This window comes from Modestobacter sp. Leaf380, assembly GCF_001424485.1.
Lineage (GTDB): Bacteria > Actinomycetota > Actinomycetes > Mycobacteriales > Geodermatophilaceae > Klenkia.
On sequence record NZ_LMQC01000006.1, the window covers coordinates 40,562 to 58,627 of the forward strand.

Annotated in this window: 15 protein-coding genes and 1 pseudogene; 5 read left to right on the top strand and 11 right to left on the bottom strand. The window is 76.3% G+C overall.

Features of this window, described 5'->3' with window-relative positions; genetic code table 11:
* Positions 1-111: 111 nt before the first annotated feature.
* From ASG41_RS06040 to ASG41_RS06075, 9 genes and pseudogenes are all read right to left on the bottom strand, one after another.
* On the bottom strand, positions 112-1,533 hold the full coding sequence (locus ASG41_RS06040) for a YcaO-like family protein (protein ID WP_056291327.1): 1,422 nt from the start codon (positions 1,531-1,533) through the stop codon (positions 112-114).
* A gap of 45 nt (positions 1,534-1,578) precedes the next feature.
* Positions 1,579-3,045 (bottom strand): sensor domain-containing diguanylate cyclase, encoded by a 1,467-nt coding sequence (locus ASG41_RS06045; protein WP_162245534.1) that lies wholly within the window; start codon positions 3,043-3,045, stop codon positions 1,579-1,581.
* Between the two features lie 124 nt (positions 3,046-3,169).
* Positions 3,170-3,769 carry a TMEM165/GDT1 family protein gene (locus ASG41_RS06050; RefSeq protein WP_200938750.1) on the bottom strand — a complete coding sequence of 200 codons (600 nt, stop codon included), beginning with the start codon at positions 3,767-3,769 and terminating at the stop codon, positions 3,170-3,172.
* Positions 3,770-3,939: 170 nt separating this feature from the next.
* Positions 3,940-5,121 (bottom strand): nickel pincer cofactor biosynthesis protein LarC, encoded by a 1,182-nt coding sequence (gene larC / locus ASG41_RS06055; protein WP_056291331.1) that lies wholly within the window; start codon positions 5,119-5,121, stop codon positions 3,940-3,942.
* Between the two features lie 3 nt (positions 5,122-5,124).
* Positions 5,125-5,637 carry a sigma-70 domain-containing protein gene (locus ASG41_RS25185; RefSeq protein WP_200938751.1) on the bottom strand — a complete coding sequence of 171 codons (513 nt, stop codon included), beginning with the start codon at positions 5,635-5,637 and terminating at the stop codon, positions 5,125-5,127.
* A gap of 100 nt (positions 5,638-5,737) precedes the next feature.
* A pseudogene (locus ASG41_RS25380) lies at positions 5,738-6,472 on the bottom strand (sigma-70 family RNA polymerase sigma factor); the annotation flags it as partial.
* A gap of 199 nt (positions 6,473-6,671) precedes the next feature.
* The gene (locus ASG41_RS23915) at positions 6,672-7,328 is read right to left on the bottom strand and encodes a pentapeptide repeat-containing protein (RefSeq protein ID WP_056291333.1); all 657 of its coding nucleotides are present in this window, start codon (positions 7,326-7,328) and stop codon (positions 6,672-6,674) included.
* A 2-nt stretch (positions 7,329-7,330) separates the two neighbouring features.
* Entirely contained in the window at positions 7,331-10,243 is a 2,913-nt protein-coding gene (locus tag ASG41_RS06070; RefSeq protein ID WP_235564557.1) for a diguanylate cyclase, read from the bottom strand.
* Between the two features lie 178 nt (positions 10,244-10,421).
* The gene (locus tag ASG41_RS06075; RefSeq protein WP_235564558.1) at positions 10,422-12,287 is read right to left on the bottom strand and encodes a GGDEF domain-containing protein; all 1,866 of its coding nucleotides are present in this window, start codon (positions 12,285-12,287) and stop codon (positions 10,422-10,424) included.
* A gap of 128 nt (positions 12,288-12,415) precedes the next feature.
* Here ASG41_RS06075 and pheA point away from each other — a divergent pair, with 128 nt between their 5' ends.
* Positions 12,416-13,351 (top strand): prephenate dehydratase, encoded by a 936-nt coding sequence (gene pheA, locus ASG41_RS06080; RefSeq protein ID WP_056291337.1) that lies wholly within the window; start codon positions 12,416-12,418, stop codon positions 13,349-13,351.
* A gap of 124 nt (positions 13,352-13,475) precedes the next feature.
* Here the strand turns inward: pheA and ASG41_RS06085 are convergent, their stop codons facing one another.
* Both ASG41_RS06085 and ASG41_RS06090 read right to left on the bottom strand, forming a co-directional pair.
* Complete coding sequence (locus tag ASG41_RS06085; protein WP_056291339.1) at positions 13,476-13,823, bottom strand: metallopeptidase family protein; 348 nt, start codon at positions 13,821-13,823, stop codon at positions 13,476-13,478.
* Positions 13,820-15,253, bottom strand: a complete 1,434-nt coding sequence (locus ASG41_RS06090) for a GuaB1 family IMP dehydrogenase-related protein (protein ID WP_056291341.1) — start codon at positions 15,251-15,253, stop codon at positions 13,820-13,822. Before ASG41_RS06090 ends, ASG41_RS06085 begins: the two co-directional genes overlap by 4 nt.
* Positions 15,254-15,347: 94 nt before the next feature.
* Between ASG41_RS06090 and ASG41_RS06095 the strand changes: the two genes are divergently transcribed.
* From ASG41_RS06095 to ASG41_RS06110, 4 genes are all read left to right on the top strand, one after another.
* The gene (locus tag ASG41_RS06095; RefSeq protein ID WP_200938752.1) at positions 15,348-15,992 is read left to right on the top strand and encodes an SRPBCC family protein; all 645 of its coding nucleotides are present in this window, start codon (positions 15,348-15,350) and stop codon (positions 15,990-15,992) included.
* The gene (locus ASG41_RS06100) at positions 15,989-16,369 is read left to right on the top strand and encodes a helix-turn-helix transcriptional regulator (protein WP_056291345.1); all 381 of its coding nucleotides are present in this window, start codon (positions 15,989-15,991) and stop codon (positions 16,367-16,369) included. Before ASG41_RS06095 ends, ASG41_RS06100 begins: the two co-directional genes overlap by 4 nt.
* A gap of 99 nt (positions 16,370-16,468) precedes the next feature.
* Positions 16,469-16,876, top strand: a complete 408-nt coding sequence (locus ASG41_RS06105) for a YciI family protein (RefSeq protein WP_056291347.1) — start codon at positions 16,469-16,471, stop codon at positions 16,874-16,876.
* Positions 16,873-18,030 (top strand): RNA polymerase sigma factor, encoded by a 1,158-nt coding sequence (locus ASG41_RS06110; protein WP_304438014.1) that lies wholly within the window; start codon positions 16,873-16,875, stop codon positions 18,028-18,030. The genes ASG41_RS06105 and ASG41_RS06110 overlap by 4 nt, the downstream gene beginning before the upstream one ends.
* Positions 18,031-18,066: the final 36 nt, after the last annotated feature.

The following is an 18,066-nucleotide window of genomic DNA, read 5'->3' on the forward strand; positions in this document are numbered from 1 at the left end:
CGCCGGTCGCCCCGGCCCCCGGCAGGTCGCCGCGGCCCGGGGACCGCGGGGCGTCTGCGGCCGGGGCTGGGCCGGGGCCCTCCTACCGCGTGGTCGCCGACGACAAACGGGTCAGAGCCCGGCGGCCAGCCGCTGTGGGGCGTGCCGGGTCGGCTCCCGGTAGAGCGGGTAGAGCGCCCCGACGGTGCGCCGCACCTCCGCGGTGTCCAGCCAGGCCGGGCCGCCGACCCGCTCGGTGGCCTCCCGGGTCAACCGCACCGGCAGCCGGTCGGCCGTCGTCGGCACCCCGAGTCCGACCAGCGGGCTGTCCCGCTCCAGCAGCCGGCGCAGCACCCGCTCGCCGATCCGGCCGTAGGACAGCGTCTCCACCTCCAGCCCGGGCACCAGGGTCTTGGCCACGTGCACGTCGCCGACCTGCGCGTGCGCCACCAGCAGGTCGAACCCGGTCAGCCGTTGCTGCCACAGCGCCAGGGTCCCGGCCGGCCCGGTCACCTCCGAGGTCGGCAGGTCGGTGTAGGCGACGGTGTCCCGGCGCACCCAGGCCGGGGCCATCAGCTCGGACAGCTCGGCGGTGGACAGCCCGGTCCAGCCGGTCATCGCCTCCAGCGCCCTGGTCTCCTGCGGCGGCAGCGGGTGCTGCAGCTCGGCGGCCAGGTAGGCCGGGTGCAGCGCACCCACCCGGTCCAGGGGGCCGAAGGCGAACGCCCGCCGGGCCCGGGACGACGCCAGCTCCAGCACCGCCTTGCGGACGGCCTCGGCCCGGTCCGGAGCGGCCGCCTCCCCGACGGCGCTGACCACGACCGGCACGTCGGTGGCGGGGTCGGTGGCCACCGCGTGCACGACGACGGCGAACTCGGTGCTGGCCAGCCGCACGCTCACGCTGAGCCCGGCGTCCTCGAGCGCGGCGATCGCGGCGCAGGCGTCCGGGTCGTCGATGCCGGTGACGACGGTGCCGCGCTCCAGCGCGCGGAAGTCCACGGTGTTCCCGTCGCGCTGCAGGAGCTCGCCGATGCCGTGGGCGACGGCCCGCTCGGCGGTGTCCCCGGCGCCCATGCCGTTGGTGATCGGGGTGACCAGCCAGCCCCCGGGCGGCGGGTCGCCGGCGATGCCGGTGGCGTGCGGGGCGACCAGCTCGGCGGGCACCAGCACCTCCTCGCCGGTCGCCCAGCGGGTGGTGGGCAACCAGCGCAGCGGCCGGTCCGGGTCGGCCCCGGCGGGCAGCACCAGCGTGCGGGGGTCGGCGACCCGGTCGGCCCCGCGCTCGGCCAGCAGCTCGGGGTACGTGGCCGTGCGGGGGGTCACGCGCAGCAGTGCGTCGTCGAGCAGCACCTGCTCGGCCAGCTCACCCCAGGCGCCGGTGGCGGCCGCGGCCTCGGTGGCCCCGTAGCCGACGCCGTGCCCGGCCCGGTCGCCCGAGCGCCAGACCGTCGCCGTCGTCGGGACGCCGGTGCGGTCGTGTCCGCGCAAGTCCAGCTCGAACAGCTCGCCGGGCGGCAGTGCAGCGCGGTACGCGGCGGCGGGATCGGTGCTCACCGGGCCAGCCTGCCCGGGAACGGGCCCGGCCACCTCCCGGCGGGCTCAGTCCCGGCGCGAGGACCCGCGGCGGGCCCGCTTGACGCGGTACATGTCCTCGTCGGCAGCGGTGAGCACGGTCTCGGGGGTGGTGCCGGGGCTGCTGAGCGCGATGCCCACGCTGACCCCGATGGAGTGCGTGCCGGTGGCGGACACGAACGGCGCGGTCATCGCCGCGACCACCCGGCGGGCGATCACGTCCGCCGCCCGTGCGCCGTCCACCCCTGCGCAGACGAGCACGAACTCGTCGCCGCCGATCCGCCCCACGGTGTCCCCGGGCCGGACGACGGCGGCCAGTCGTGCGGCGGTCTGGGCCAGCACCGCGTCGCCGGCGGCATGGCCGTGGCCGTCGTTGACGGCCTTGAAGCCGTCCAGGTCGCAGTAGAGGACGGCGACGGTCCCGCTGTCCCGGGCTGCGGTGGCCAGGGCGTGCTCCAGCCGGTCGACCAGCAGACCGCGGTTGGGCAACCCGGTGAGCACGTCGTGCAGGGCCGCGGTGCGCAGCCGTTCCTCCAGGGCCCGCTGGTCGGTGACGTCGGACATCGTCACCACGGCGCCCAGCGGAGCCCCGTCGGGGTCCAGGACCGGGACCCCGGAGCAGGCGATCAGCCGCTCGGGGGCCCGGTGCGGGCGGAGCAGCAGCTCGGCGGAGGCGGGCCGGCCGGTGCTGAGCACCCGGACCAGCGGCAGCTCCTCCACCGGGAAGGTGGACCGGCCGTCGGGGCGCAGCAGCGTGTAGTGCCGGGACAGCTCCTCGGGGGACAGGTCGACCAGCACGTCGCCGCCGTGCCAGCGCCGGCTCTCCCGGTTGAACAGCGTGACGGTGCCCTCGGTGTCGCACGCGGCGATCCCGGCGGGGAGCGCGTCGAGCAGGGTCTGCTCGAACGCCCGGGTGCGGGCCAGCTCCGCCCGGGCCTCCTCGGCCAGTCGGTGGTCCCGGCGCCGTTCGAGCAGGGCGACGACGACGGCGGCGAGGTCCTCCAGCCGGGCCAGCTGCGCGTCCGACAGCTGCCCGGGCCGGTCGTCCAGCACGCACAGGGTGCCGATGGTCGTGCCGTCGACGACGAGGGGGGCGCTGGCGTAGAGCCGGACGGCCTGCCACCGGCCGTCGACCCAGGGGCTGTCGGTGAAGCGCGGGTCGAGGGACAGGTCGGAGGAGGAGAACACGCCGGGCAGCCGGGCGGCGCGGTCGCACAGCGAGTCCGCGCGCGGGGTGTCGGCGCCCACGAAGCCGGAGGTCGAGATCTGGCACTGCCGCTCGGTGTCCAGCAGGTCGACCGTCGCGTACGGGGTGCCGGCGAGGGTGGCTGCGACCCGGGTGAGCGCGTCGAGTTCGCTGTCGCCGGGGACGTCGAGCAGGTCGATCTCCTGCAGCAGCTCGTGCTGGCGCTCGCGCAGCCCCGGGTCGTCGGGCGGCAGGGGCGGGTGCCACGGCTCCTGCGACCTGTCGTGCACCGGCCTGTCGCCCGTCACCGTCACCCGTCCTCACCGTGCCATCGCCTGGAGCCTCGGGGCGCGACACCCCCACCCCTTCAACGGACGAAGTGGTTCCGCACTTGAGGTGGCCCCGGGGGACGTCCCCCGTGTGGGTGTGGCGTCAGCCGGCCAGCGTGCGGACCGTCTCCACGACGGCGATGACGGCGAAGACCAGGAACAGGCCGGCGGCGACCCGGCGGATGAGCGCGATCGGCAGCCGGTCGGCCAGCTTCTTGCCCAGGAAGACGGCCAGCCCGGAGACCACCAGCAGGGCCGCCCAGGCGCCGACGAAGACCGACAGCGGCTCGTCGTACCGGGCGGCGAGGCCGGCGGTGGCCAGCTGGGAGAGGTCGCCCCACTCGGCGGCGAACAGCACGCCGAAGCTGATCGCGGCGGCGCGCAGGAACGGGGTCTGCTCGCGCCGCTCGGCGGCCTCGCCGCCGTCCTCGGGGCCGCTGCCCGCGCTGCGCCACAACAGCACGGCGCCGACCAGGAACAGCAGCGCCACGACGCCGGTCACCAGCGCCTCGGGCAGCAGGGACAGCAGCGACCCGGCGGTGACGGCGATGGCCACCTGGACGGCGAACGCCGTCCCGACGCCGACGAAGACCGGCAGCGGCGCGAACCGGGTGGCCAGCACCAGGGTGGCGAAGAGCGTCTTGTCCGGCAGCTCGACCGGGAGGATGAGGATGAAGGCGGCGGCGATGACCGACAGGACCAACGGAGGGGCTCTTCTCTGCTCGGCACGACCGGGCAGGGGCACGCAGCCTCCGACCGGCCGCGCCACGGGTGGGTGGACTGCAGCGGTCGAAGGTCTCGCCCATCCGGTTCGCACCGGACCCGCTGACCGGGTGCCCGGGGGCACCAGCATGTCGACCAGCGGACGGGGGGCTACTCCCCTTCTCCGGGCGACACCCTAGCCCAGGCGGCGGCCGTGGCGGCGCGCAGCACCTCCTTGGCCGGCAGGTCGAGTGCCCTGGCCAGCGCGGCGACGTCCTCCCACTCGACGCTGACGTTGACCGGGGTGCCGTCGTCGGTGCGGGCGGTCTTGGTGCCGACCCGCCCGCCGAGGACGGCGACGTCGGACTGCTCGCGGTCCAGGGCGACCTTGCCGACCGGGGTGACCCGCAGCCCGATGGTGGAGGTCTGGGTGAACACCGCCCGCTGGACGGCGGCCGCCGTCTCCGGCCGGGTCAGCACCGACAGGGTGTGCGCCGGGCGGCCCTTCTTCATCACGATCGGGGTCAGCCAGGCGTCCGAGGCGCCGGCGGCGAAGAGCTGCTCGAGGACGGTGGGCCACAACCGCGGGTCCAGGTCGTCGATGTTGGTCTCCAGCAGCAGCGGGGTGCCCGGCTGGGTCACCGGCTCGCCGAGCACCAGCCGGACGGCGTTGGGCAGCTCCCGCGGGTCCCGGCCACCGGCGCCCGATCCGGTCCGGTCCGGGCGCATCGCCGGCATCGGGCCCCAGACGTCGACCAGCTCGGCGACCAGCGCGGCCCCCGTCGGCGTGCAGCACTCGTGCGGGACGGGCCCGGCGTGCACCGGCAGGCCCCTGAGCAGCTCCAGGACGGCCGGGCCGGGCACCGGGACCACCCCGTGCTCACCGTGGGCCGTGCCGCTGCCCAGGGCGACGGAGGAGGCGGTGAGGGAGTCCAGGCCCAGCCACCGGAGCCCGGCCACCGTGCCGACGACGTCGGCCAGGGCGTCCAGGGCGCCGACCTCGTGGAAGTGCACCTGCTCGGCCGGCACCCGGTGCACCCGGCCCTCGGCGTGGGCGAGCCGGGCGAAGACCGCCAGTGCCCGGTTCCGCACGGCCTCGTCCAGGGCGGCTGCCCCCAGCAGCGTCCCGACGTCGTCCCAGGTGCGGTGCACCCCGGTCTCCGGTGTGTGCACGTGCACCCGGGTGGCGCCCAGGCCGTGCCGGGTGACCTGCTCGGTGGTCAGCGTGACCGGCTCGACCGGCAGGGCCGCGACCGCGTCCTGCAGGACCGCGAGCGGGACCCCGGCGTCCACGAGGGCGCCGAGCAGCATGTCCCCGCTCGCCCCCGCGGCGAGGTCGAGCCACCCGATCACCGTCTAGTCGAGGTAGTCCCGGAGGGACTGCGAGCGGCTGGGGTGGCGCAGCTTGGACATCGTCTTGGACTCGATCTGACGGATCCGCTCGCGGGTGACCCCGTAGACCTGGCCGATCTCGTCCAGGGTGCGCGGCTGGCCGTCGGTGAGGCCGAAGCGCAGCCGGACGACGCCGGCCTCGCGCTCGCTCAGGGTGGCCAGCACCGAGGTCATCTGGTCCTGCATCAGGCTGAAGCTGACCGCGTCGACGGCCACGACGGCCTCGGAGTCCTCGATGAAGTCACCGAGCTGGCTGTCGCCCTCGTCGCCGATGGTCTGGTCCAGGCTGATGGGCTCCCGGGCGTACTGCTGGATCTCCAGCACCTTCTCCGGGGTCACGTCCATCTCCACCGCGAGCTCCTCGCGGGTGGGCTCGCGGCCCAGCTCCTGGAGCATCTCGCGCTGTATGCGGCCCATCTTGTTGATGACCTCGACCATGTGCACCGGGATGCGGATGGTGCGCGCCTGGTCGGCCATCGCGCGGGTGATGGCCTGGCGGATCCACCACGTCGCGTCCGACCATGTGCACCGGGATGCGGATGGTGCGCGCCTGGTCGGCCATCGCGCGGGTGATGGCCTGGCGGATCCACCACGTCGCGTAGGTCGAGAACTTGAAGCCCTTGGTGTAGTCGAACTTCTCCACCGCGCGGATCAGACCCAGGTTGCCCTCCTGGATCAGGTCCAGGAACGCCATGCCGCGGCCGGTGTAGCGCTTGGCCAGGGACACCACGAGGCGCAGGTTGGCCTCCAGCAGGTGGTCCTTGGCGCGCTGGCCGTCCCGCTCGACCATCGACAGGTCGCGGCGGGTCTGCGTGGGCAGCCGCTCGCCGGCCTCGGTGGCCTCCATCAGCTTGTGGGCGGCGTACAGGCCGGCCTCGATCCGGCGGGCCAGGTGCACCTCCTCCTCGGCGGTGAGCAGCTTCACCCGGCCGATGAGCTTGAGGTAGGCGCGGACCGTGTCGGCCGAGGTGGTGGCCTCGGCGTCCTTACGGGCCTTGAGCAGCGCCGCGGACTCGGCCTCGTCCTCCCAGTCGGTCTCGGGGGCCTCGGTCGTGCCGGTGGTCGCAGCCTCCGCAGGCGCCTCGTCGTCGGAGTCGTCGTCGGTGGTCGTCGTGTCGAGGGCGTCCTCGCCCTCGACGACGTCGGAGACGGAGATGCCCTTGGCGGTGCCCGGGCCGGTGCTGGGGGCGGCCTTCTTCGCAGCCGGGGTCTTCGGCGCGGCCTTGGGGGCCGCCTTCTTGGCGGCGGCCTTCTTGGCCGGGGCCTTCTTGGCGGGTGCCTTGGCAGCGGAAGCGGTGGGGGCGGCAGTCACGAACGCCTCTCCTGACGTGGTCGTCGGCGTCGCGGGGACGACGGGCGTCCCGGCGGAGAGGCCGGTGGTGGTGCGGCGGCGGCCGCACCGGTCCTGAGGGGGGAGTGCGGTCCGCCAGGGCGGTCAGCCCCACAGGGTAGTCGCCGTCGGGCGCCGGGTGTGCCAGAACCCGTCGCGAGGTCCTCCGGGAGGGGTGCTCTCACGTCAGTCGCAGGCCCAGGGCCAGCGCCATCGGCGCTGCCAGGCTCATCAGGGTGACCTGGTCGACGTGCGCCCCGGACAGGGCGGGGACCCCGTGGGCGCCGTCCAGCTCGCAACGGACGAACTGGGCCCGTTTGACCGTGGTGCCGACGAACCGGGCGGCCGGCAGCCGGCAGTCGGTGAAGACCACGCCGTCCAGGGTCGCCGACGTCAGGTCCACCGAGTCCAGGTCGCAGCCGGTGAAGCGCACCCGGCGCAGAGTGGCGAACCGGAGGTCCAGCCGGGCGGCCCGGACGTCGTCCAGGGTCACGTCCTGCCACATCCCGCCGGCCACCGACGTCCCGGCCAGCCGGGTCTCGGCGACCGCGACCCGGTGCCACCGCCCGTCGGGGACGTCGACGCCGGACAGGTCGGAGCCGGTGATCTCCACGTCGGTGAAGGAGCACCGGGTCAGCCGGCCGCCGATGAGCCGCAGCCCGTCGAGCCGGCAGCCCTCGAGCTCGACGTCGTCGGCGTGCAGGTCCTCGGCGTGCCCGGAGACCGACCGGCCCTCGACGAGGCCGTCGAGGTCCAGGTCCTCCAGCGCGACCGGGACCAGGTCGGGCAGCTCGGGGGCGGCGGTGAGCGGGGTGGCGGCCCGGGCGCGGGGCGGCACGCTCAGCGGGGGAGGGACCGGCGGGCGATGCGGGCGGCGAAGACGCCGGCGGAGTACCCGTTGTCGATGTTGGACACCACGACGCCGGGGGCGGCGGAGTTCAGCATCGTCAGCAGGGCGCCGAACCCGCCGAAGGAGCTCGCCTGGCCCGTCGAGGTGGGCACCGCGACGATCGGCACCTCGGTCATCGAGGACACCACCGTGGCCAGCGCCGCGTCGAGCCCGGCGACGACGACCAGGCAGTCGACGTCGGTGAGCAGGGAGCTGTCGGCCAGCAGCGGGCGCAGCCGGCTGCCCCCGACGTCGTCGACCCGGACGACCTCGGTGCCGGTGACCTTGGCGACGAAGGCGGCCTCGGCGGCCACCGGGGTGTCCCCGGAGCTGGCGCACAGCACGCCGACCCGGCCGCGCGGCTCGGGCAGCGGGCCGACGGCGGCGGCCATCGCGGCGGCGTCCATGGTCGTGTACGCGTCGTGCTCGCTGGCCAGGGCGACCAGGGTGTCCGCCGTCGCACGGACGACGACCGCGGCCCGGTCGGGGTGCTCGCGGCGGGCCTCGCGGACCAGGGCCAGCACCTGCTCGGTGCTGCGGCCGGTGCCCCAGATGACCTCGGGGCCCGGGGTGGAGACGGGCTCCCGGGTGGCCGGGCTGCTGCTCACCGGGCGGGCCGACGGCCCGGGCTCGGCGGGCGGGTCGACGGGGCCGACGGTGCGCCCGCGCTGGGTGCGGGGGCCACCGGCGCCGGGCAGCGGCTCGACGAGCAGCCGGGCGAAGCCGCCGGCGCCGTCATCGGGGTCGCCGGAGCCGGAGCCGGTGGCGGTGTCGCTGTCGGTGTCGCTGTCGGTGTCGGTGTGCTCGTCCTCGACCGGGGCCTCCTGGGGCGCGGGCGCCCCGGGGCCGTCGCCGAAGAGCACGTCGGTCGGGCGGGACCGGCGGGTCCGGCCGGCCTCGGGCTCGTCGTCCTCGGCTCGCTGCGGATGCACGTCAGTGACACTAACCGGCCCGGGCCCCGACCCCGGGTCACCGTCGGGGGCCGTGTCGGCCGGCAGCAGCTCGCCCTCCAGGACGGCGGGGGCGACCGGGTGTGTGGTCGCCGGGTCGCCGGCGGAGCCCTCCGGGGCGCGGGTCTGGGTGACCCCGGACAGCCGCACGACGCGGTCCCGGCCGCTGCGCTTGGCGTCGTACAGGACGCCGTCCGCGGCGGCGAAGAGGGTGCGCCGGTCGTCGCCGCGGGCGGCCGAGGCGATGCCCACGCTGATCGTGACCGGCACGTCGATGCCCAGCGCGGACCAGTCGTTGCCCGAGATGGACAGCCGGATGCGCTCCATGGCGCGCTCGCCCTGCTCGGCGGTGGTGTCGGGCAGCAGGACGACGAACTCGTCCCCGGCCCAGCGGCACACCTCGTCGGTGTCCCGGACGCCGTCCACGAGCAGCTGCGCGACGGCGCGGAGCACCGCGTCTCCACCGGGGTGGCCGGCGGCGTCGTTGATGGACTTGAAGTGGTCGATGTCGACCACGGCCAGCGCGGGGGCGGCCCCGGCGGTCAGCAGCCCGTCGAGGCGGGCCTCGGCGTACCGGCGGTTGGGCAGGTGGGTCAGCGGGTCCTCGTAGGCCTGCCGGCGCAGCTGCCCGGCGGCCCGCTCGGTCTCCAGCAGGCTCTTGCGTCGTCCGAACAGCTCGACCCAGCGGGTCCGGCGCTCGTCGACCCGGTCCAGCTCGTCGGCCAGGTAGGCCTGCAGGTAGGGCAGGGCCCGGACGGCGTCGTCGAGGTCGGCGTGCAGCGTGCACAGCTCGCGCAGCGCGGAGCGGCGCAGCCGGGGCAGCCCGTGCTCGGTGGCCAGCGCCAGCGACTGCGCCAGCGGCTCGTCGGCCTCGGTGCCCAGCCCCTGCCGGCGCAGGGCCCGGCCCAGGGCCAGCAGCGCGGAGGCCAGCAGTCCGCGGTCGCCGTCGGCGGCGGTGACGGTGACGGCGTGCCGGAGGGCGGGGACCGCGTCGGCGCACTCGCCCAGACCGACCAGCGCCCAGCCGAGCACCACCTCCGCGGCCACCCGGCGCGGGTCCCCGGTGGGCAGCTCGTCCTGGGCCCGCTCGGCCAGCGCCAGGGCCTCGGCGAAGTGCGGCAGGGCGTCCTCGGGGGTGCTGTCGTCGAGCAGGCTCTCGCCGACCTCGGCGCACAACGAGGCCAGCCTGGAGGCGCTGTCCCCGACGAGGGCCGCGGAGCCCGCGCCGGGCACGTCCTCGGCCAGCCGCCGGGCGGTCAGGTGCGCGCGGCGCTGGTAGTCCAGGGCCAGCGGCATGAGCTCCAGGTCGGCCAGCACGGCGGACAGGGCGCCCAGGGTGTGCACGAGCAGCGGGCTGACCGGCAGTGCCGGGTCCAGCAGGCTGGCGGCCTCGACGGCCTCGTCCATGGCGGCGTCGACCCGGCGCGAGAGCAGCTCGATCCGGGCGTGCCGGGTCAGCCCGGCCGCGCGCTGCAGGTCGTCGTCGGAGGCGTCGAAGGCCGCCCGGGCCGACCGGACCAGGGCGATCGCCCGTGCCGCGTGGGCCGCGGACTCCGACCGGGTGCCCAGGACGACACCGGGGTCGACCTCGGCGTCGGGGCCGCCCGCGTCCAGCAGCTCGGCGACGCCGTCGTGCAGGTCGAGGGGCTCCTCGGGGTCCCGGCCGGGCTCGTCGATCGGGTCGCCCAGCAGGGTGAACCCGGCGACCCGCAGCCGGCGGACGAGCAGCTCGGCGCGCAGCGTGTCCGCCCAGGCCCGGGCCAGCGAGGTCAGCGGGGCCGTCGAGGGCGGTCCGGCGGGGGTGGCCGTGGGGTCGCCGGCAGCATCGACGTCGGCGAGCAGCGACTCGGCGAGGTCGAGCTGCCAGTTCGCCAGCGCGGAACTGACCTGCTCGTGCAGGACCCCGGGTGGCACCAGGGCACTGTGCACTCTGGTGGGCCCGCTGTCACGCACCGGGCCGGGGGCACGCCGGGCGTGCCCGTCCCGGCCGGCACCCCAGGCGGGCCGGTCGGCCGGGGTGCGGCGGGGCGGGGCCTGCCCGGCGGAGGTGGCGCGCGGGGTCACCGGCGGCCCGGACGGGGGCGGGCGCCGGTCACGGGGCGCCCTCGTCCTCGACGTCGAAGGCCCAGCCCGACGGGCGCACCACGCGGGCACCGAGGAGGTCGGCGACCAGCTGGTCGACCGAGGCCTGCGGTGCGCGCGGCGTGCCGGCGGCCGAGGACGCGGCGCCGGCCTGCTGGGAGGGCACCCGGGTGGACCCCGGGGAGGCGTCCGCGGGCGTCGGAGCCCCGGTGCGCACCCGGTCACGCCCGGCGCGCTTGGCGGTGAACAGGTGCAGGTCGGCGGAGTCGAACACCTCGCGCCAGGTGCGCGTGCCCGGGGACCCGGCGGTGCCCGGGTGCGAGGTGGCGATGCCGATGCTGACCGTGACCGGGTCGGCGATGCCCAGCTCGGACCAGTCGCAGTGCACGACGGCGTGCCGCAGCCGCTCCATCGCCAGCACGGCCTGGGCCTCGGTGGCGTCGGGCAGCAGCACCAGGAACTCGTCCCCGGCCCAGCGGAAGACCTGGTCCCCGGTGCGGCAGTGCAGCCGGAGCAGCTCCGCCAGCCTGCGCAGCACGGCGTCCCCGTGCAGGTGGGAGTTGTCGTCGTTGACGGTCTTGAACCGGTCGACGTCGACGACGGCCAGCGACAGCGGCCGGGTGGCCAGGTCCAGCTCGCCGAGCCGGCGCTCCGCCGAGCGCCGGTTGCCCAGCCCGGTGAGCGGGTCCTCGAGGGCGTGCCGGCGGGCGACCGCGGCCTGCCGCTCGGCCTCGCGCAGCCGGCTGCGGCGGACGAACATCTCGGCCCACAGCTCGCGTCCGCGCAGGTGCATCCGGCTGGCGTCGGCGCGGTAGGCCTCCAGCCAGTGCAGCGCCTCGGCGGCCCGGCCCAGCTGGGCGGTGGTCTGCCCCAGCTCCAGCAGGCACTGGCGGTGCCGGCGGTGGTCGCCGACGGCCGCGAAGGCGCCGGCCGCGGCGACCAGGAGGTCGGTGGCCTCGTCGGCGGCCGCAGCGGCCGCGGGGTCCGCGGTGACGCCGGCGAGTGCGGGGCCGACGGCGTGGGCCGCGGTCCGGGTGAGCAGCCGGGCCAGGGCCAGGTCGGCGTAGCCCAGCAGCCACAGCCCGCCGGTGGCCTCCACCCGGCCGCGGACCCGCCGCAGTGCCGGCAGGGTGCCGTCGAGGTCGTCGGCCAGGGTCAGTGCCCAGGCGTGCACGACGGCCAGCAGGTCGGCCTCGGCCTCCGGCGGCTCCCAGTCCAGGTCCGAGGCCGCGAAGGAGCAGCGCAGCGCGATCGCGGCGAGCCGGGCGGCGCGGGCGTCGTCCCCGCGGCGGTGCACGGTCTGGGCCAGCTCGGCGTGCTGCTGGGCGCACAGCCGCAGCAGCCGCCAGCAGTCGGCCGGGTCGGCGAGCGCGGAGGCGACCCGCTGCCCGCGCAGCGCCTGGGCGACGGCGAGCTCCTCGAGGTCCAGCCGGGTCAGGGCCAGGGACAGCCAGTGGTGGGCCTGGTGCAGCTCCCGGCTGGGCTGGTCGGCGGGCACCTGGTCGGTGAGCAGGCTGGCGTCCACGGCCAGGTGGAGGGCGGCGTCGAACCGGTCGCCGCTGACCTCCAGGTGGGCCAGGTAGGCCAGCACCAGGGCGCGCTCGGCGTCGGCCGGGCAGGCCTCGGCGGCGGCTCGCGCGGCGGCCACCTCGTCACCGGCGGCGCGGACCTCGTCGCCGACCAGCAGCCGCCGGGCGGTGAAGGCGTGCGACCACGCGGTCCACCGCGGGGTGCCGGCCTCGGCGAACTCGACCTCGACCTCGGCGAGGGAGTCCACGAAGGCCCGGGCGTCCTCCCGGTCGCTGGCCTCCAGCAGGGCCCACCGGGCCGCGGCGAGAGCCGCGTCGTCCACGAGGGCCGGGGTGCCGGTGGTCACGCGGTCCTCCACTCACCTGTGGGACGCCGGTCCGAGAGGTGTCCCCTCGTCCGTGCGTTCGGCCGGTGGCGAGGCAGCTCCCCCCGGGGCGGGGACTGGACCCGACCCGGCCGCACTACCCTGCTCGGATGCCGTCGAAGCCCCCGACCAGGTTCGCCTATCTCGGGCCCGAGGGTACCTTCACCGAAGCGGCCCTCCGCAGTACCGGTGCCTCCTCCGAGGGGGAGTCGGTGCCCCTGGCAAGCGTGCCCGCGGCGCTGGCGGCACTGCGTTCCGGCGAGGTCGACGCGGCCTTCGTGCCGATGGAGAACTCGGTCGAGGGTTCGGTCTCCCCGACGATCGACGGGCTGGCCGCCGGGGACCCCGTGGTGGTCACCCGGGAGGTCTTCCTGGAGGTCGACTTCGTCCTCGGCGTCCGTCCCGGGACCGGCCTGGGGCAGGTCCGCACCGTGGCCAGCCACCCGCACGCGCTGGCCCAGACCCGCGGGTGGGTCGCCGAGCACCTGCCCGGCGCCGCCGTGGTCGCCGCCGCCTCCACGGCCGAGGCGGCCCGGCTGGTCGCCCTCGGCGAGGGGGACGCCGCGGTCTGCCCCGCGCTGGCCGCCGCCCGCTACGGGCTGGAGGTCGCCGCGCAGCGGCTGGCCGACGCGCCCGGCGCCGTCACCCGGTTCGTCCAGGTGGAGCGGCCGGGCCGGCTGCCGGCGCCGACCGGGGCGGACAAGACCACGCTCAACTGCGTCGTCGCCGACCGCACCGGGGCACTGCTGGACCTGCTGTCCGAGCTGGCCTCCCGCGGCATCAGCCTGACCCGGCTGGAGTCCCGTCCGCGCCGGGAGCGGCTGGGCGTCTACTCCTTCTCCCTCGACGTCGAGGGGCACCTGGCCGACCGCCGGGTGGGCGACGCGCTGGTCGCCCTGCACCGGCTCTGCGACGAGGTGCGCTTCCTGGGCTCCTACCCGCGCGCCGACGGCCGGGAGGTCAAGCCGGTGCTGGCCGCCGCCGCGGACGGGTCCTTCGCCGCCGCCGAGCAGTGGCTGGCCGACGTGCGCGCGTCGGCCGGCTGACCCGGTCACCGGGGGCGGCACCGGCGCAGGACGGGCCGCTGGAACGGCACCACCCAGACCGGTCATGGTGACCCAGTGTGCGGCTCCAGGAGCAGGACGCAACCCCCTCGACCGGCCGGCGTCCTCACCCCCAGCCGAGCTCGTGCAGCTTCTCCTCGCCGATGCCGAAGTGGTGCGCGATCTCGTGCACCACGGTGATGGTGACCTCCTCGGCGACCTGCTCCGCGGTCTCGCAGACGTCGCAGATCGCCTCCCGGTAGACCATGATCCGGTCCGGCAGCTGACCGGAGAGGTCCCAGCTGCGCTCGGTCAGCGCGTAGCCCTCGTAGAGGCCCAGCAGGCTGGGCTCGTCGGGGTTGCGGTCCTCGACCAGGACGACGACGTTGTCCACCAGGGCCATCAGCTCGGCCGGGACCTGGTCCAGGGCGTCGGCGACCAGGTCCTCGAACTCCTCGACCGGCAGCGGCCTCACCAGCTGGTGGGCAGCGGGCGGCCCTCCTCGTAGCCGGCCGCGGACTGGACGCCGAGCACCGCGCGCTCGTGCAGCTCGTCGACCGTGCGGGCGCCGGCGTAGGTGCAGGAGGACCGGACGCCGGCGACGATGCCGTCGACGAGGTCCTCGACGCCGGGGCGGGCGGGGTCCAGGTACATCCGGGAGGAGCTGATGCCCTCCTCGAACAGGCCCGCGCGGGCCCGCTCGAAGCCGGACTGGGTGGACGTCCGGGCCTTGACGGCGCGGGCCGAGGCCATCCCGAAGCTCTCCTTGTAGAGCCGCCCGGTGCCGTCCTCGTGCACGTCGCCGGCGCTCTCGTAGGTGCCGGCGAACCAGGAGCCGACCATGACGTTGGCCGCGCCCGCGGCCAGTGCCAGCGCGATGTCGCGGGGGTGCCGGACGCCGCCGTCGGCCCAGACGTGCCTGCCGGCCTCGCGCGCGGCGGCCGCGCACTCCTCGACGGCGGAGAACTGCGGGCGGCCGACGCCGGTCATCATCCGGGTGGTGCACATGGCGCCGGGCCCGACGCCGACCTTGACGACGTCGGCGCCGGCCTCGACCAGGTCGCGGGTGCCCTCGGCGGTGACCACGTTGCCGGCCACGACGGGGGTGCTGCCGGCGACGGCGCGCACCGCACGCACCGCCTCGACGGCCTTGGCCTGGTGGCCGTGCGCGGTGTCCACCACGAGGACGTCGACGCCGTGCGCGAGCAGCGCCTCGGCCTTGCCGGCGACGTCGCCGTTGATGCCGACCGCGGCGGAGGTGAGCAGCTGGCCCGCACCGTTGACCGCCGGGGTGTAGAGCGCGCTGCGCAGCGCGCCCTTGCGGGTGATCACGCCGACCAGCTGGTCGCCGTCGACGACGGGGGCGGCGTTGACCCTGGCCTCGGACAGCACGTCGAAGACCTCGGGCAGGTCGGTGCCGACCGGGACGGTGAGCGGGTCCGGCGCCATGACCTGGGACAGCTGGGTGAACCGGTCCACGCCCTGACAGGCGCCGTCGGTGACCACGCCGACCGGCCGGCCGCCCTCGACCACGACGACGACGCCGTGCGCGCGCTTGGTGAGCAGCTGCAGCGCCTCGGCGACGGTGGCGGTGGGCGCCAGCGTGATCGGGGTGTCGTAGACGGTGTGCCTGGCCTTGACCCACTGCACGACCTCGCCGACGACGTCGGTCGGGATGTCCTGCGGCAGGACGGCGAGGCCGCCCCGGCGGGCGATGGTCTCGGCCATCCGGCGGCCGGAGATGGCGGTCATGTTGGCCACCACGACCGGGATGGTGGTGCCCACCCGGTCCGGCGTCGTCAGGTCGACCTCCAGCCGCGACCCGATGGTCGAGGAGCCGGGGACCATGAAGACGTCGGCGTAGGTGAGGTCCGTGGCCGGGCGCTGGTCGTTGAGGAACCGCATGCCCCCATGGTCCCGCACGCCGGGGTCTGGTGTGCCGGGCCGGCAGCCGCTAGGTTTGTTCCATAAGCACTCACTTATGGAGAGGGAGACCGACGTGATCGAGGACCCGGTGGGCGTGGCGGGACTGGTGGCCCGCGAGGTGCGCCGCTCGACCAGGGACGGCGTGCCGACCCGGGTGGCCGTCGCGCGGCGCACCTACGGCACCGACCGCGGCGACCTGTGGCAGGCACTCACCGACCCCGAGCGGATCCCGCGTTGGTTCCTGCCGGTCACCGGCGACCTGTCGGTGGGCGGGCGGTACCAGACCGAGGGCAACGCCGGCGGCGTCGTCGAGCGGTGCGCGGAGCCCGAGTCCTTCGCCGTCACCTGGGAGTTCGGCGAGATGGTCTCCTGGCTGACCGTCTCGCTGACCCCGGCGGCCGCGGGCACCGTCCTGGAGCTGGTGCACGAGGCCCCGGTCGACCCGGCGACGTGGGAGCAGTTCGGCCCGGGTGCGGTCGGGGTGGGCTGGGACCTCGCGTTGATGGCCCTGGGCCTGCACCTGGCCGCGGACGGCGCCCCGGTCGACCCGGCCGCGGGCCTGGCCTTCCCGACCACCCCGCCGGGCCGGGCCTTCGTCGAGGCCGCCGCCACCGGCTGGGCCGAGGCCGCGGTCGCCGACGGGGACCCCGCGGAGACCGCGCGCGCCGCCGGCCGGGCGACGACGGCGTTCTACACCGGCGACCCGCACGAGGCGTGACGGCGGCCGCGGCGGCCCTGGACGCACTGGGCGACCCCACCCGGCGGCGGGTGCTGGAGGTGCTGTCCGGCGGGGAGCGACCGGCCGGAGCGGTCGTCGACGCCCTCCGCGAGCACGGGCCCATCTCCCAGCCGGCGGTCTCCCAGCACCTGCGGGTGCTCCTCGACGCGGGCCTGGTGACGGTCCGTGCCGAGGGCACCCGCCGGGTCTACGCGCTGGGCGCCGAGGGGCTGGTCGCCGTCCGGGAGTGGCTGGTGCGGTTGACCGACCCACTGGCGCCCTTCGCCCAGCCGCTGGACGCACTGGCCACCGAGGTGGCGCGCGGTCGCCGGGCCCGGCGGCCGGAAGGGCCCGGGGGGCAGGCGCGGCGGGCCTGAGCGCCGGGGGCGGGGAGCGTCCGTGTCGAGATCGGGCCGGCGGTTCCGTCCCCGGGGTGGAGGCGGCCACGATGGGCCGCACCGGACCGAGGAGACCCGATGCCGAAGTACCTGTTGCTCAAGCACTACCGCGGCGCACCCGCCCCGACCAACGACGTCCCGATGTCGGAGTGGACGCCGGAGGAGGTCACCGCGCACATCCGCTACATGGAGGAGTTCGCCGACCGGCTCCGCGCGAACGGGGAGTTCGTCGACGCCCAGGCGCTGTCCCAGGAGGGCACCTGGGTCCGCTCGGACGGCCCCGGCCGCCCGCCCGTCACCGACGGGCCCTTCGCCGAGACCAAGGACCTCGTCGCCGGCTGGATGGCGATCGACGTCGACGACCACGAGCGGGCGCTGGAGCTGGCTGCCGAGCTGTCGGCCGCACCCGGCGCCGGGGGCGAGCCGATCCACGAGTGGCTGGAGCTGCGGCCCTTCCTGCAGGCCCCGCCCACGGTCCGGGAGTGACCCCGGTGGACGAGGGCCTGCTGCGCGAGCTGACCCCGGTCGTGCTGACCGCCCTCGTCCGCCGCGGGGCGGACTTCGCCGCCGCCGAGGACGCCGTCCAGGAGGCGCTGCTGGAGGCCTGGCGGGTGTGGCCCGCCGACCCGCCGCGGGACCCGCGCGCCTGGCTGGTCACCGTGGCCTGGCGCCGGTTCCTGGACGCCACCCGCTCGGACGCCGCCCGCCGGCGCCGGGAGGACGGGGTCGGGGAGGAGCCGGCGCCGGGCCCGGTGTCCGGGGTCGACGACACGCTGCGGCTGTACGCGCTGTGCGCGCACCCGTCGCTGTCGCCGTCCTCGGCGGTGGCGTTGACGCTGCGCGCCGTCGGCGGGCTGACCACCCGGCAGATCGCGGCCGCGTACCTGGTGCCCGAGGCGACGGTGGCGCAGCGGATCAGCCGGGCCAAGCGGAGCCTCGCCGGGGTCCGGTTCGACCACCCCGGCGACCTGGGCACCGTGCTCCGGGTGCTGTACCTCGTCTTCAACGAGGGCCACTCCGGGGACGTCGACCTGGTCGTGGAGGCGCTGCGGCTGACCCGCCAGCTCGCGGCAGCGGTCGACGACCCGGAGGTGCACGGGCTGCTGGCCCTGGTGCTCCTGCACTCGGCCCGCCGGGACGCCCGCACCGACGCCGACGGCGCCCTGGTGCCGCTGGCCCGGCAGGACCGCAGCCGGTGGGACACCGCGGCCGTCGCCGAGGGGGTCGCGGTGCTGCAGGCGGCGCTGGCCCGGGACCGGCTGGGGGAGTACCAGGCGCAGGCCGCGATCGCCGCGCTGCACGCCGACGCCCGCAGCGTCGAGGAGACCGACTGGGTGCAGGTCGTCGAGTGGTACGACGAGCTGGTCCGGCTGACCGGCTCCCCGGTCGCACGGCTCAACCGGGCGGTCGCGGTGGGGGAGGCCGACGGGCCGCAGGCAGGACTGGCCGCCCTCGCCGAGCTCGACGAGGCGCTGCCGCGGTACACGGCGGTGGCCGCCCACCTGCACGAACGCGCCGGTGACCCGGTCCTGGCGCAGCAGCTGTACGGGCGCGCCGCGGCCCTGGCCACCGACGCCGCGGAACGGCACCACCTGACCCGGCAGGCCGCCCGGCTGCACGGTGACCGCACCGTCCAGTGACGCGGTGGCGGGCCGGGTGCGGCGGCCCGAGGTGCG